Source organism: Aeromonas sp. ZOR0002, from assembly GCF_963866995.1.
GTDB lineage: Bacteria > Pseudomonadota > Gammaproteobacteria > Enterobacterales > Aeromonadaceae > Aeromonas > Aeromonas caviae.
In genome coordinates this window covers 1-16,085 of sequence record NZ_CAWMFQ010000079.1, presented here as the reverse complement: position 1 = coordinate 16,085, position 16,085 = coordinate 1, and the positions used below count along the sequence as shown (strand labels likewise).

At 41.4% G+C, this 16,085-nt stretch carries 10 protein-coding genes and 3 tRNA genes; 2 read left to right on the top strand and 11 right to left on the bottom strand.

Annotated features, from left to right (window positions below; all coding sequences use genetic code 11):
• Positions 1-273: 273 nt before the first annotated feature.
• The 5 genes from AACR77_RS04690 to AACR77_RS04670 form a co-directional block, all read right to left on the bottom strand.
• Positions 274-1,704: a hypothetical protein gene (locus AACR77_RS04690; protein ID WP_139739533.1), complete on the bottom strand. Its 1,431-nt coding sequence runs from the start codon at positions 1,702-1,704 to the stop codon at positions 274-276.
• A gap of 286 nt (positions 1,705-1,990) precedes the next feature.
• The gene (locus AACR77_RS04685; protein WP_081999281.1) at positions 1,991-2,527 is read right to left on the bottom strand and encodes a hypothetical protein; all 537 of its coding nucleotides are present in this window, start codon (positions 2,525-2,527) and stop codon (positions 1,991-1,993) included.
• Positions 2,517-3,020, bottom strand: coding sequence for a Mov34/MPN/PAD-1 family protein (locus AACR77_RS04680; RefSeq protein ID WP_162513481.1), 504 nt, complete (start codon positions 3,018-3,020; stop codon positions 2,517-2,519). The genes AACR77_RS04685 and AACR77_RS04680 overlap by 11 nt, the downstream gene beginning before the upstream one ends.
• Complete coding sequence (locus tag AACR77_RS04675) at positions 2,992-4,782, bottom strand: ThiF family adenylyltransferase (protein WP_081999283.1); 1,791 nt, start codon at positions 4,780-4,782, stop codon at positions 2,992-2,994. Before AACR77_RS04675 ends, AACR77_RS04680 begins: the two co-directional genes overlap by 29 nt.
• Entirely contained in the window at positions 4,775-5,935 is a 1,161-nt protein-coding gene (locus tag AACR77_RS04670) for a hypothetical protein (protein WP_197055465.1), read from the bottom strand. Before AACR77_RS04670 ends, AACR77_RS04675 begins: the two co-directional genes overlap by 8 nt.
• A gap of 559 nt (positions 5,936-6,494) precedes the next feature.
• Between AACR77_RS04670 and AACR77_RS04665 the strand changes: the two genes are divergently transcribed.
• Entirely contained in the window at positions 6,495-9,356 is a 2,862-nt protein-coding gene (locus AACR77_RS04665; protein WP_081999278.1) for a UvrD-helicase domain-containing protein, read from the top strand.
• 33 nt (positions 9,357-9,389) lie between these two features.
• Positions 9,390-10,097, top strand: coding sequence for a hypothetical protein (locus tag AACR77_RS04660; protein ID WP_139440988.1), 708 nt, complete (start codon positions 9,390-9,392; stop codon positions 10,095-10,097).
• 109 nt (positions 10,098-10,206) lie between these two features.
• Here AACR77_RS04660 and AACR77_RS04655 read toward each other — a convergent pair whose 3' ends face one another.
• The 6 genes from AACR77_RS04655 to AACR77_RS04630 form a co-directional block, all read right to left on the bottom strand.
• Positions 10,207-10,869 carry a hypothetical protein gene (locus AACR77_RS04655; protein ID WP_139440989.1) on the bottom strand — a complete coding sequence of 221 codons (663 nt, stop codon included), beginning with the start codon at positions 10,867-10,869 and terminating at the stop codon, positions 10,207-10,209.
• Positions 10,862-14,218, bottom strand: coding sequence for a hypothetical protein (locus tag AACR77_RS04650; RefSeq protein WP_042877991.1), 3,357 nt, complete (start codon positions 14,216-14,218; stop codon positions 10,862-10,864). The genes AACR77_RS04655 and AACR77_RS04650 overlap by 8 nt, the downstream gene beginning before the upstream one ends.
• Before the next feature lie 11 nt (positions 14,219-14,229).
• Positions 14,230-15,639 carry a tyrosine-type recombinase/integrase gene (locus AACR77_RS04645; RefSeq protein WP_081999282.1) on the bottom strand — a complete coding sequence of 470 codons (1,410 nt, stop codon included), beginning with the start codon at positions 15,637-15,639 and terminating at the stop codon, positions 14,230-14,232.
• Between the two features lie 145 nt (positions 15,640-15,784).
• Positions 15,785-15,861, bottom strand: a tRNA-Arg gene (locus tag AACR77_RS04640).
• 11 nt (positions 15,862-15,872) lie between these two features.
• A tRNA-Arg gene (locus AACR77_RS04635) sits at positions 15,873-15,963 on the bottom strand.
• Positions 15,964-16,007: 44 nt separating this feature from the next.
• Positions 16,008-16,084: transfer RNA gene (locus AACR77_RS04630), tRNA-Pro, on the bottom strand.
• Position 16,085: the final 1 nt, after the last annotated feature.

Sequence of the window (16,085 nt, the reverse complement as noted above, 5' to 3'; positions counted from 1 at the left end):
GCCAAAGGAAGGGCGCACGAAAGTAGCGTAAACAAGACACCGGTTTAAGATCGGTGTCAGGTGATAACTAGATCTGTACACGCCTTTCTAGTCTCCTTATCTCTTGACTAAAAATGAACCCAGCAAGGCTATCACTAGGGGAGCCAGGTACTACGATAAATAAACCACAGTTTGGTGGATATAGCAGGCCATGTTTTTTACCTCGTTTGTATCTCCAGTTTCGTCTGATATATTCCCGCACAATATCATTTATTTCTTTAGAAGCTGAATATTTCATGATTCCTCCAGCGAGGATGAGTTAGTTAAATCTACAACTGTTTCTCCAAACTTGGTTATTTCCTGAAAGTGAAGGATTATCTGCTCATCATCAGAAGCAAAATCTTCTGATGCCCATACCCACTGTAATTGTCTTGTTATATCATTAGCTGCATCTTCTATGCCTTTTTTAGACCACGGTGCAGCTCGATAGCTACCATCAGGCATTAGTTCAACTAACGAAATAGTGTAACTTAGATTGTAAAAGCCAAGTTTTCTACGTTTTTCCGCAGATAACCTCCACGTGTCACAGGTTAAATTAATTCTTCCATTATTCGCACTGACCTTCCATGAGACCTCAGGTAGTTGATGAAGATGAGTACGCAATCCCTCTGCTAGACCACTAGTAAGCTTATTAACTATCCAGGCATGAGATCTACCACTAACTATAAACCTGTTAAATACCGAATCTTCTTGGTCAGTAAACCAACCTTCGGAATATGCAATCCTGCTCTTAGCATGATCAGTTATCTCAATGATTTTCAGTCTTAAATTTGTTATGTCTGATGGATAATTAAAATCATCATTTAAGGTTACAAAATTTGCTTCATCAAATGCTATTCGGTCTAGCTCAGACAACATCCATTTATCTGCTTCACTAGGTGACACCCATTTTAATCCATCAGGCTTAGGTAACGTCCTTGAAAAAATGAAAGTGGTTTTATGGAAGTCACTCATTCTGGGGTGGATAAGATCTACATGTATCCAGGGATATGCATGCTTAATGCTGATATGCATATCCTCTGTATAGTAATGACTCACCTTCTTGATGACATCTTGTACCTCCCACATAATCTCACTAAGGCCATACTCCAAACTTGTACTTATTGAGTCCATTACAGTCTTACGGATAAACCAGTGACCATGTACATTAGCAGGATTTAGAATTTGCTCGCTACTCCAACCTGTAATATCTCGAAGTTTTATTAACTCGTCAGGTTGTCCAATCAATTGAGCCAGTTCTATTTTGATGCCAAGATCTTTTGCATAACCATGGATGTCTTCGTCTATATCGGGACATTCACTATTATATTGTCTTTGCCACTCAGAGAACTCAGTGTTAAGCGCTAGGTTATTGCCGAGTTCCAGCTGTGCTTTTAGTTGTTTGACTAATTTATCTATATAGTGATAAGACTCAGGAGTATCTTTTCCTTGTAATACCTCTACGGTTGTTTCAAGCACTTGAGCTAGAGCAATTGCCAAAGCCTTGCTGGTATGTCCGTTCTTTTCTACTCGTTGGTAATGACCAATGAGGGTTTTTGGAGCGGCCTCTGGAGAGCGTCCCAAAATCTTGTAAGCCTTACTCATCAACACTTCTTGGGTCAGGCCTGATTCAACGCGCAGACCCTTCAGCCTTTCAGGATTGATGACAAACGATGTTCTTCCCATATGAATGCGCTCCTAAGTGACGATGCACATATCATGTCGGAAAGAATAAATGTTTCATAGACATCATAAATACCACATATATTCTCTGGTATGCCGAACAACAGGGTTCATTGGGTCATACGCTTGGTCTTGAGCTTCGAGTTGCGTAGGGGACGGGAGAAAGGAAGGTTGCAGCGATAGCGACATCAGCTGCAATCGTCATTACTTGCCGTGAACGATAGAGCTTTACCGCACCCTGGGTGGTGGGCGGCAAGAGGTTTAAGATCAAGCAACGTTTGGCTGAAGGTTACGAACCTTGTGTTTGTCTGCTTTCCTTAACCTTTACTGAACTGGACACCTGTCCCTCAAATTTTTTCAAAAATCCATCTACATTCAGACCTGCAAAAAATGATAGGACATATAGTAATTTCTCTGGATGCTCAGCTGAAGGCGAACCTACAGCTACAAGACCAGCAGAGATAATCAAATAAGTGGCGAAACCCATCAGGCCTGAAGCAAATGGTCGGAATAAATACCAAACAACCCAGACCTCATCCCATTGCTTTCTGACACTATAATTCAAATACACCGCCCGCAAGCAATACAGTACGCCCCCACTAACTGCTACCAACACGCACTCGATAACTTGCTTAATCGACACAACCCAAGGAGGGGGGGCATTAGTTGTGACCATGTACCAGTACCCAATGGAAGGCATTAGTAGCAAAAGAAGATAGATGCCAACAGCGATAGCACAGAAAAAATCTCTTTTTGTGTAGGCTTTCGGTTGTATGGGCAGCTCTTTTCTGGTGTTTAGCTGCTCTTGTATAATTTCATTTTGCATTAAATCGATATTCCTTTTTACCGTCGGTTAAAGCGACATAACTTTGTTCGATCCCCGCAGTTCCAAGAATCAGCATGATGAAATAATTAAGCTGATGTTCAGATTCTAGAAAGGTACTTCGGATCGATTGGGTGTCATCCCAAGAAGGGGTTGGATTACAACAAGGGTGAGTATGCCAATCACCGAGGTAGTGTAATCCCATTTTGAATCTCTCCTGTATTGTTTTGTTGGCTTCTCGCTTATTCCATGAAAAGCCAAAGCGAGACCTCTTGTCAGCGCTGCTGGGGGAGGATACAGATAAGACCGTCACCACACCGGAATCGATTTCTCCAAACAGAAAACCACCTGCTTCATCTTTTGTACCAGTTTGTTTGTGCTGGTATAATTGGTTGATCGCGTTTTCCGAAAAATTCACTGATAGCCCATGTAAAGAGAGGGATGTGAACTCAACAGACGCAGCCTGACTAGATAACGCTGAGGATTCTAGAGCCATCGCCAATCTCTCCATACTTTTCTTCCCAACCTGGATTCCATGTGCCATCTACTGATTGCAGAAGCTTTCGGCTCCCTACCCATACACGATAGCAATCTTTATAAATGCCTTCACAAGCAAGCTCAGTGACAGTTTCAGCTATCATGCTATGCCCGAAGCTAAGTTCTACACCGCCGTATGGCTGGAATACGCCACCACAAAAATGTGTTTTCTTTGTGGTTTGATGGTCAAACTTGGCGCAGCTTTCTTGGAGTTTCCCTGTGTTATCAAATAGAGACCCATAGCTAAAGCTACCGGCCATATTTACATAGCAATGGGTAGCTACAGCATGTGCTTCGGTAAAACAGAAGACAACACTACATAATAGTCTGTCATTTTCTATCATTTCCTGTATGGCTTTATCTGATGCCCATTCTGCTGTTGCACTTATGACCAAATCACATTTTGTTGTAAGTGCTTCTATAGCTTTCTCGTCGTCAAACCATTTACGACACCCTGCATACAAAACATTTACCCATGGGTAGTTCTTCTGAATATAACTTTTGCAAGCTTCCGCCTTATTGGTGCCTATGTAGTTCATGCCAAGAAGGTGTCTGCCGACATTTGCAGCTTCAAGTGAGTCACCATCACATAAAACAAACTGACTGAACCCAGCTTTAATAAGTAGAGGGATAAGACTTGAACCTACAGAGCCAAGCCCGATAATACCAATAGTAGTTCCACTGGTTATTGGGAGGCATGGGTTCGAGTCTCTACCTAGAACCCATGATGGGTCTCTGCGTTCTACGTCTATTCCACGGATAGCAATTTGCGAACATCTAGCTTTTAGGTATTGTAAAGGGATACGGTTATCTCTAAAACCATTTCCAGCTTTTGCTTTGGGCAGATTTTCTTGTCCGGCATGACCTCTTGTACTAATGCCACCCACGCACCTCATCGCAGTAATAATTGCACCGTTGACTGTATTGGTTTGTACTAAGAATGCATGATTATTGAGACTAGAACCCAAGATACATGCGATTGCAGCTAACGCTTGGTCGTGATTGACACATTGGGCTTCCAGTATCGACAAAATATTACCAAGTGTCGTTGGATATTCCGATGGCCGCCAAGCTTCAGTCAGATTAATAAGGAGTGTGGTAGAACAGTGTTTGTGGCTCGGCTTGAGGCCAATATTTTTCAGCCAAGCATTGAGCTCATCTTTGGTGTCAGCAAATATGACTCCTTTGGTGCTGTCATAAGCTACATGAATCTGTCGAGATGTAAGGATCTTGACGTTACATAAACTGGTAGCCTTCTGTTCCTTTGGTGAGGGGGTATAAGAACGAGCCCAGTAACTTAACAAACCAGTGTAGAAGTCCTCATCGAGTTCACCTGAGATTGTTTTTTCTACCAAAGAGTGACTGTCGTTGATTAGGTGTTCAACATAAGCAATGTCTTGCGGGTCAAAGGAAACCTCATCCCCCCATACACAAAGCCTACCTTCCTCTTCAACATGAGGGTACTTTAAGACTTCCAGTATGGGGTGAGTATAGATGTGCGGAACACGGAAGGGAAAAGTAGGTATAGCCGCAACAATCAATTGAATCTCATTACCACAGTCTGGGTGCCTGATGTCAGTTTGGATACGCCAACTGGCTGCATAGGGGCTTGAGGTAATCCCCAAGCCCCGCAACTCTCCTTCAGATAGTCGCTCAGCCGAATACCTGTCAGAAAGGTACTCGCTTAGTACCTCAATTGAGGTCAGCTGAACATTAGGCATACGTACTTTTTCCGCTCTTAGAAACCGCTGCGGGGTTAGCAACCGTCGAGAAGTCACGCTTTTGTGTTTTTTTTGTTTTCTTTGGCTTGCCTTCAGTGAAAGTGATCATGAGTGAATTCGGATTGCCATCAGCATCCTCACCTTGCTCCACTACGGCCAAAAACTCGCCTCCTTTTTTGTCCTTGAGAATTTTTTCGTATTCATCCCTAGCACGTTGTGATGGAGGTGTCTTTTCACCAAATTCTTGGCTGCTACATAGAATTAATGCGCTTGGGTTTGCGAAGCTCAAGGCAGCATGGGCGGACTCATTCAGTTGAGGATCTTCGCATTGCGATTCGCTGTCATTAGAGAGTGAGCGCCAAGAGCAGTGGTGTGGAGCCAGAAGAACATCATAGGCAAGCTCATCAAGTTGACCCGTAGCCTTCAGCTTGTCATGAAGAACTTCCCAGCACTTAACTTCTGCATCGCCGCCGATGAGAACTGAGTGCGTGTGGGTGATATTGCAAGCAAGTTCGTCATTGTAGATAGTATTAGTCAAGTCAAAGCGGATGATTGCGCTGGAATTGTTCTTTGTAAGCTCTTCTTCGTCTTCGGCAACCTCCTGTTTATCGGCAGGAGCAAGCAAGAAAGCATTAAGAGAGTTGTCATCTATACCGGACATATCACCGAACAATGTATAAAGATCGGCAACAATGGGCTGGATATCATCTGTTTTGCCATCTTCATCTGAAGAAAGGATGATAATACGATTGCCAGCATCGCCAATGTGCTTGCTATCCCGATAGAGTTGAACTCGACGCTTAGCTTCTGTATTGAATACTCGGGCATCATCACAAAGAGGGTTGTTGCCATCTGCCCCTTTTGCTGTCGCTCGGCGGAATACACGAGGTGATGACCAAATTTCGTTGATGAAAATTTTATTGGACTTATCACTCCAGCCATCTGGAACACCAGTATGGAACATGGTGTCAAATCCGGTTATGTGGTCTGCATCAGGGTGGGTAAGAACAAACACGTCCACATAGAGGCGGCCATCTTCGTCAGTGTTCAGGCGCTCTCTCAGACGATCTTCTAGGTAATCGTACTCTTTACCTGCTCTTCGATAGCAGTCAATCAAAATCTTTTTGTTATTTTTAGTGGTGATTAAGGTCATATCTCCGTTACCTACGGGGAAAACCTCTATTGACGGTGATGCCATTTGTGTGCTCCATAATGAAGATGAGTTTAGAATACATGAGCTAATTGATACACATATCAAACCACTAGTAAGAACCGAATACAACTCAACGTTGTTTATCAAAATCGAAGTCAGATCACCCTTACCCAATCCGTTGCCCCCTTTATTCACTGGCTTGAGAACAGGCATACCAAACCCTATCAACTTGTATACAACCATGACTCTAGCCAGCTGCTTTCCCGCTTGTCGCCAACGTGGCCGCATGGAGTGCTACATTGTTGCCAGTCCCATGGGGCTTGTACGCAATGTCACATGCTCTTGAGGTCAAACAACGCCTGGTGTGCAGCCAGTTGGCTTCACAAGCCCAAACCACAACTTAGATGCAGCTCCGTGTGATCGCCCTCTCATCTAGTTTTCTCTACTCATAGGTTTGTGACCAAACTACTCCTGTAATCTGTTACGATATCACTCATTTGGCTCCACAACTTGTGGGCTAGGAAATCAGTCACATCACGCATTAATTAGAGAGTTGTTAATGAATGATTCCATAGCCAAGCTATCATTTAATTTTATTGGGAAAATCCTTGGCTCAGATACTATTGTTGTGCAGGGAGATAATTTAGTATCCTCAAAAAAAGATACTATTTTAGAAAATGACTCTGCATCCGACTTCAGAAGTTTTGCAACTTTTGAACGAAAATTTCTAGGCGGGATACTTACCTATAAAATTGGAGGTAAGACTAAAAAACACAAATTTATTAGATGTACTGATTCAGATAGCTTCGTTGAGTCGCTAAACTATTTAATAGCAAAGCATATTACAACAACAATAGAGCAGAAAGTTACCGAGTTTTATAGTCTTGCTTTTGATGAGTACCCAAGAGATTCCTGGGTGAGTAATCTTGCTCAGATATGTATGTCATTGAGCCGCGACTATGAGGCCCAGAGCGAACAATGGGAAATATATTTAAATCCTGAACTAATAGAGAAGGTAAAAAATCTAATATCATATCATCCTCTTAATATTGACTACATACGCGAACAGCACGAAGAGTATCAACTTATAAAAAGAAAAGAGTTCTTTGATGTAGTAGAATCAAATCCATTAACTAATGAGCAGCGTTTGGGCGTATTACGCTCCAATGATAGGAATATGGTGCTTGCAGCAGCTGGTACTGGAAAAACATCTGTAATGGTTGCTAAGACCCTCGATTTGATAGACCGAGGATTAGCGAAGCCATCGGAGATCTTGGTTCTTGCATATAACAATGCCGCTGCAAACGAACTACGTGAACGCCTCGCAGATAAAGCTAAAAAGTCTAATATTGAGCTAGAATCGACTCCAGAGATTGCTACTTTCCATGCGTTAGGCAGGATGATTCTACGTAATTCAAACGTTGATACCAACATATCTATTTTTACTGAGGATGACGTAAAGCTAAAACTATGGGTCACCTCATGGCTTGAAGAGTATTTATCATCAGATATCGATAGGATTTATGACTTTATAAACATGTTCCCAGAACCCGTTAACCCTTTTGATTTTAAGTCAAAATCAGAATATGAAGCGTATATCAGGGACAACGAATTCAGAACCCTCAACAGTGATCTCGTTAAGGGTTACCAGGAACTCCTTATAGCAAATTTCCTTTATGAGAATGGTGTTGAGTATAAGTATGAGTCTCCATATGTGACCAAACGGCGCATTGATATTGGTTTTGACTATCGCCCAGACTTTAAAATCATAGAACCTGAACTTTATATTGAGCATTTCGGTATAGACCGTCATGGAAGAACCAGGCCAGATATAGATCGTGTTTCTTATAATCAGTCCATTAATAATAAAAGAATGCTGCATAATGAATGTGAAACAGTTTTAATTGAGACATTCCATTATGAATGGATAGAAGGTGTCTTACTGGAAAACCTCAAGAAAAAGCTGTTTGATAATGGTGTCATTCTTAATCCATTATCTCCTGATGAATTGTTCAGCAAGCTGCGTGATATGGGTCATATCACAGGCTGGGGTGAACTTTTGACAAAAGCCCTCCAATCCATTCGAGTTGAACGCCTCACGAAAGAGTCCATACAGAGTAGGTTCGATGCTACTGGAGTGCATCATTCCAAGAAGCTCTCAGAAATCTTGGATTTGCTTCATCATGCATATATCAGTGAGCTCAGAGAACAGAATGCAATTGACTTTGATGACATGATAATCAGAGCGATTCAGGAGGTGAATGCTGGCAAATATATTCCTGAATGGCGATACATACTGGTTGATGAGTTCCAGGATATATCAACAGCTCGAATGGAGTTCATTCAGACCATCATTAAAAATGGGCCACAGCCATCACTAACTGTCGTTGGTGATGATTGGCAGTCAATTTATAGATTTAATGGTGGAAAGTTAGAGCTAACAACTCGCTTTGGTGAAATCGTTGGTAGCTACACGCTTACTAAGCTACAAAAGACCTTCCGCTATAACAATAGTATTGCTGATACTGCTGGTCAGTTCATTATGGAAAATCCTGAACAGTATAAAAAGTATATAGAAACGCATACTGTGGTTGAGGATTCACAGATTTATCTGCTTGATGACAAATCCCCAGAAAAAGGAGGTTTGAATAAAAGAGTCGCTGAGGTTGTTCAAAAGATTAGAGAAAATGATGCGACTGGAAGCATCGCCGTTATTGCTCGTTATAACTATCTTTTAAATGAGGCTAAGAGTGCATTAAAACAGACTAATACTTTGCGTAATGTTAACTTCTGGAGTTTCCATAAATCTAAGGGGTTAGAGGCAGACTATGTAATTTTAATCGGCTTCTTTCAAGGAAAGATGGGATTCCCTAATGAAAATAAAGACAACCTTATAGTTGAATCCCTGCTGCCATCTCTAGACCCATATCCTCATTCTGAGGAAAGGCGTCTCCTGTATGTGGGCATTACCCGAGCAAGGAAGAAAGTATATATTATTGCCAATCCTACAGCACCATCCGATTTTGTGACGGAGTTACTCTCGCCAAAATACAAGATAAATGTTGTTTCAAAAGCATTCAGTGAGGAATCAAAAAAAAGGTTCAAGTGCCCATACTGTACAGATGGCTATCTAAAGTTGGTTAAGGGGCCGTATAGTGATTTCTATGCTTGTAGCACAGGTTTTGGCTGTCCTGTAGGAAAGGCTAGAGTGTGTGAAAAATGCCACTCACCATCAATTGATACAAGGAATGAGAGTGTTTGCAATAATTCTCTTTGTGGTTGCAAAATTAAAATATGCCCTGAGTGCGGACGACCAATGAAAATCCGTAATGGTCAGTATGGTGACTTTTGGGGATGTACTGGTTATGGGATTAAGGATGACCAGTGCAAGGTTACCATCAAGGTCAAGGCAGGCTTATGATAACTAATTACGTGAGTTAAGGTAGGGGGACATATGGATACGTATTCCGAAATCATAAATGAATTCAATAGTACGTTTTCTACCAATGCTAGCCTGTGTGAAGATTTAAAGGTTGGGTGGGATCTGGGAGATTGTAGGTCTTTTGCTTTATACCAGTTAGTAGAAGACCAACGCAGTGCCCCCTTTGGTACGGTTCTATACCACCATATCGGCAGCTACAACACTGGTGAGGTATACGAAGCAGAGGGGACAGCTGGCTTCAGGCTCAGCTCACGGCTCGATAGTATTGAAAAATTTTTCCCTTTGTCTTCAAACGAGGCGACTCGTAGATTAGATATTGGATATCGGTCACCCTGGCTTGGCGGTAGTTGTGCATTTTCCTCTATTCCATTTAAACGGTGGTGGGTTAATTCATTTAAAACATTGTGTGCAAATGCTCCTGCCCAGGCTGAGCTGGTTAACTCATTCTTGACGCGAGAGATAGAGGTTCTTGCAGAGGCTGCCAGGAATAAAGGCCATAGAAGTGGCTGGGTTTACAATAGGTTCATTGATAAACTTGAGTATCTCTCGATGCGAGTGAATCATGAATTTCTTGACTCAACACAATATTTATTTAAGCCTGTGCTGTTTTTTAATGAGTTTTCTCATAACTTGGTTAGTTTGAATGAGCAGGAGAAAAAAGAGTTAATGAACAAGGCTAGAATAGATAGCCATTTTGATGACCTATCTAGAAAGTGGTGATCACTTAGTTGATGATGAAGGTGATTTATTTTAACGTGGTAATTAAATCACCTTGCTTATGGGTAACGTGATATTGTTATTACATGGGAGCTGTATTAAATATATGGCTTCATCTTGATTTTCCTCTATACCAGCTAAAAAACAAAGGACATCTTGATTCATCCACTACAGTGATATCTCCACGGAGAGAAATTTGGGTGATTGAGTCATTTTTTATCTCGAAACCGGAGGATGAGCGGCCTGCTTCAAACAATAACAGAATGGCTTTATAAGCCATGATCTCAGCATCAGAATATTTTGGTGTTACTCCCGATGCCGTGCGTGAGGTTATGCTATTTAATCGTTGTCGCTCTATTTCTTGATGAGCATTTTCTAGAGCAGCTTTTAGATTTTGGGATTCACTGCGCATTGCTGCTAACTCGCTGCGTAAGATTAAGTTTTCCTCGGCGAGTTGTGCCTCCTTAGAGCGTAGTTGGATTTTTATTCGCTCCTCCGTTTTATAAAATGATGCGACTAGCGTTCGGTAAGGACTGTTTTTTCGTCTTAATGTGGAGCCACTTAATAAATCTCTTCTAGGGTGGATCTCTGATGAGATATCCTGAGTTGAGTAAATCTCGTTATATCTTCTAGCTATTGCCTCTGTGAGGGCGGTTAGGGTGGGGTAGAGATCGCAATCGAGGCTTCTCAATATTTTCTCAATGCGATCTTTTCGAGTCTGAACCTTTCGCTCTTTCTCTATTAGCATTGGACTATATTTCATTCGCTCAAACAATTTTGAGTTCCTCTAGCAGGTTTATATCTAAGGTTTTCTGTTCCATACACAAATCTAGGAGCTTTTCTGGCGTCGTATTTTTTAACTCAGCTAATAAGGTCAAGTTTTGTACTACAAACCTCACAGGGTCATAATTCTGCATATTATCAAAACTAGGTAATGTCTCTCGCATAGCCATTACCTGAATTTTACCTGCGATCATGGAGGCCATGCGTTGTAAATAATTACTCTGCATTGAGGGTGCTCCATTGGTCTCCTGTAGTCGTGCAAATAGTTTATTGGATATATCGTCACTGGGGATTATCCTAAATTGTTCGATATTTTTAGCTCCTAATATCATGAATGAGCCTGGATTGTCCTCTATATGCCGTAATCTAACAAACCAACACGATGCTTTATATAAACTATTTGTTAACTGTATTCTTAGCGTATCTTGTTCTGCTTGATTAGTTGAATTCTTTAGCATTGCAGAAGCATCATTTATCTCATCTAGATTGCGTCTTATTACAGCCGAAATTGCCACTTTGTGATGCTCGGTAATACATGCTCGTGAACATTCATGACAGTTCATTCTACCATGTGTGTTAATTACTTCTTCTGGGCACTGGTTGTCATGCGGACAAATGTGAGTGTAGTTGAGAGCCAAACCACGGCCACCGGACTCTTTGAGTGCATTCAGCCCCACCTCAGAGCCTGCAAAAAATGGTGATGCATTACCATCGAGTCGAGTAACCGCATTAATGAGATCTTCTTCACGAACAACTGACTCAGTTACAGATGCTATTCTGTATTTTTCTCGAATTGGAGCCAGAACCTTATCTGTTTCAATGTCAAGTTTGGTATAAAAATTAATGGTGCCATCACTCTGTCCTGTAAACATCCTTACCGCCTCACTATCTCCAGTTGCGGCATGAATTACGGTTACAAGTTGTGTTCGCAGACTATGTATAGTTATTGCGGTTTTCTGGACGATTGGTGTGAACGGATGTGGTTCTGACTCATTACTATATTTTATTAAATAAGAAGGTGCATTGATTATTGAACCATGTTTTTTTGCGTGATCTAGGCTTCTAATCGTTGCATTTATTGGTGCGTAACTGAGTTTGCTGACAAATGGTATTCCAGTTTTTGTTAGCCAATCCTCAAACATTTTAATATAGGGAGATATAGAAAAATGATAATCTGAGTTTTTTGATGTTGACTGTAGCAGAGGGCGGAATTTTCCGTTCTTGGACTGCTCATTATCCTGATATGGGATCGGTTGTGTATATGCCTCCTCTGAGTAAAGCTGTCTAAGTGTTCTGGCAAAACGCAACATGACCATAATTTCTTCCGATATCATACTATCAAGGCCTGTTGGTTTGACCTTATCGGTTCGAATGCGGAGTGGCACTAGTCTTTCACTGATCATTCCATTGATGGGAGGTGTATAGTCAGAATCAAATGTATCAGCACATAGGTATGCAGCGTTAGAGGCTCGTTGGCCTGCATAAGCAGCTATAACCAAGATCATAACATGGTGATAGTTAGCTAACGGAACCATAGTAAGCGATTTACCCATTTTAATTTTTTTCGTTATGCCTTTACTATTGCTTGGGTATTCAATGGTTCCAATATCAAACTCCATACCACCTAGCGTAATAGTCGCTGGTATGAATATAGAGTTTGAGTCACTGTCTATAGTGTTCTGTAAATGTTCAAAATATGGAATTTTATGGATTTTATTTAATTCTAACTTCAAAACATCAACGTATTCTGACTCATCATTTTCTAGATGTTTACGTGCTCTTTTAGCGGAAATAATCAAAAGCGTTTTTGCTAGCTCCTTCAAAAAAATACGAAATATAACCCAATATCCCAAATGAAATATATCTTTGCTGCTTTTGCTTCTGGCTTTATATCCTACGTTTCGAAATGAACGGATAGGATTAGACTTTAGATTATATCCATCGATTTCATGATATTCGTCAATTATTGTTTGAAAAAATCGCCTTAATGTTGCAAGAGCTTCTCTTATCGTGTTTCGCTCATTAAAATCCGTATCATCATCCCTGCTATTATCTTGTACTAAAGCGTCAATGAAATCGAAAAGTGAAACAGGATATATAACATCTTTTCCGCTGGCTTCAGCGGTTTTTTTATATTGATAGTCTATAACGGGATCCACGAGAAAAAACACAGAACCTATAAACTTACTCGGGGTGTTAGGATATTCAAATAAACAGGTTTCATTTTTTTCAAAAAATTTTGGTAAATAAGAATATAAATACGAATTCAGATATTGTAGTGCTCTTGCTCGATCTTTTGATGTGTTTTTCTCAATATGAGCGACATTACAGAATGCTAGTTGAGCTCGTTTCCATAGACCATCCTCGATGTTGTTTGGAGCATATTCAGTGGTGCTTTTATTTATAGTAATATCTCCAAATTCAACAATGCCTTTGTTTACAATAGGGATTAGTACACGTTGGACGGTCGAGTTATGGCAGACTTCGCCTAATAACTTTATTTCCTCACTGCGACATACCTCTTTGTATTCAACATTTTTGTGTTGGGCATCTCTAGTGGAGAAAAGATTCTGGTCATTCAGCTTGGCTATTCGAGATTCTACAGGTCGTCTTGTAAAAAGTAACTCAACATCATTACACCACTCATGTGGAAGAACTCTGCCAACTTCTAATGCATAGCAGACCTGGCGCCATGCTATTGCGCTTGATGGCATGGCAATAGTACTCTCAATCATAAACTGAGAAAACGACTCAGGTGTCATTTGTTTATATGAGGTAATACCATTGCAGAGCATATAACGGGCAATAAAGCTGACATTTGCTGTCAACGTTTTATGATTGAAATTTGTCCCTTTTAGAACTTCATTTTTAATAAATGGTCTCAGTTCTGATTTTTTATCAGGGCGTTGTGATTCAGCAATTAAGTCTATAGCAATTCTAGGAAAATAGTGAAGCCATGTCCCATTTCCTAATAGCTCATTATGAATCTTTGCGTCTCCCCAACGGATTTCAGCGGGAAGTTTGCATCCGGACTGCGCAGCATTAGCCAGCAGAGCAAAAAAAATGAAGCGAACGGTTCCCTTGGCTTTACTATCAACAGCCAAATGCATTATGGATGGAAAGATACTATCAAAATTATCCTGCCACGCTCTTGCATCCGAGATTGTTTCAAGGATTTTTGTAACAAGTGATTCATTCCACTCAATTGGAACCAAGCTTAATTGATAGGCGAACCATTTTCTGGGGTCGTAGTTACGTGCTACACCCTTAAGATATGAGAAGGCATGAAGGTCTTCTGAGATTGACTGCCCAATGTCTCTGAGATTCTTATCATCTAACATAATTAACACACCTAAAAATTAGCGCCAAAGGACTCGGCTAGCATTTTCATATCCGTGGAATTTACAATGTTGGATGTGAGTAATCTCATTGCATCCTCAGCTTGAGTCCTGACCTTCTCTATGTCAGGCACAGCATAAACTAGAGTTGATTCGATAGATGAATGTCCCATTAATCTTTGGACAGTGTGCTCATTCAGCCCATGTTTAATATTTCCATTTTCTAACTGGATAGGAAGATAATTGAGACTGTACATGCCAAAAAAATGCCGTGTTGAATGAAGACCGAAATTTTTTGGCATTGGAGTCCCTCGTACTTTGTAAACTCTCTCAAGAGCAGCTCTGAAGGGATATAACCTAGTATTATGGTCTGAAAGAACCAAAGGGCGCCCTTCGTAGGGTTTTTTAAGTACAACGAATAATAGCTGATGCCCACAGTGCAGGGGGGCTCGTTCCTCACGAAGATAACGTGGAAGAGTCTCAAAAAATATCGTACGAAAAGGTTCAATAAAAAACGTTTCTTCGGTATCACGTCCCTTGTATGCTGCTGATGAAAGTGCCTCTCCAGAAATCCTCTCAAATGTATTACCATATTCTAAGGGGCGTGTTATTGGATTGACACAACTAATCTTTTTCTCTTCTACGTTGATGTCTCTTAGCAAGAGAGCAAAGGCTTCAATACTTCTAAGACCAGTACCAAGCATCAGTGACCACAAACAGCGATCACGAAGGGTTTTAGCTGCATTGAGCAAGGGGAGGGTATCCTCAGGAGGAAGCCACTTTTCTCTACCACTTCCTTTTGCTGCATAATGAAATACTTTCTTGTACTTCAGAAGGCTGCCTTCTGCTAAACGGGGGCCATTGCATATTACCCCAGCAAACATAGATTTTTTAAATAGCTGTTTTCTTTCATACGGAGAGACTGCTTTGCTAAGCAATGCTTCTTTAAACATTGCCTCTGGAGCCAAATTAATATTGATCAGCCCCATATCTGCCGCTGCCTGCATTTCTATGTGTTGTGTTGCTGATGCGCGGAGAAAGCCACGAACTGAAGAGATAATCCTTTCGTTTGTGTTGTTTTGAGTAGGACGCCTCTTTGTTGTAGCGGCAGCAAAGTAGGCCAGTGAGTCTTTGTTGTTTTCTGTGCCGCGAGCCAGGTAAAGCGGAAACTGCTTGATGATTTGAGTGAGTAGTGATGTTCCGGTGAGCGTGCTCTCCAGACTGGAGATTGTGCTTAGGTCACTTAAAGCCTCTAGGTACACAAAAAAGGTTTTTAAGTCTGAGGCAACGTTGACAGTTGTGCTCTTGGGGGCACTTCTAGCTAGATCGTTGACATAACAATTCAACGCTTCAATGGGCTTTCCATCGCTGTAGAAGGCGAACGATTTTTGACCAGTTGAGAGATGAAATGCAATCCTGTCCAAGCTTGTCTCCATATGCACTGAATCCCTGTACAGAATTCACCCTATACTAGTGCATACGAGTGCGCAACTACTTGTTGAGAATAAAAAAAAGCCGCGACATTGAAATGTAGCGGCTTTCTTCTAACTTACTGAAAAGCATGGAAAATGGAGAGGATATCGGGGCTCGAACCCGAAACCTACGGCTTAGAAGGCCGTTGCTCTATCCGATTGAGCTATACCCTCAGAATCTCTTTTGCAGTGACTCTACGTATGCACTACAAATCTGTACCTTATAAGAACCTGCGACCCACGGCTTAGAAGGCCGTTGCTCTATCCGACTGAGCTAAGGGCGCGTTGTATCAAGAAATCCGGGGACTTCCCGATGAACCTGGTCGGTGATAAAGGATTCGAACCTTTGACCCTCTGGTCCCAAACCAGATGCGCTACCGGGCTGCGCTAATCACCGA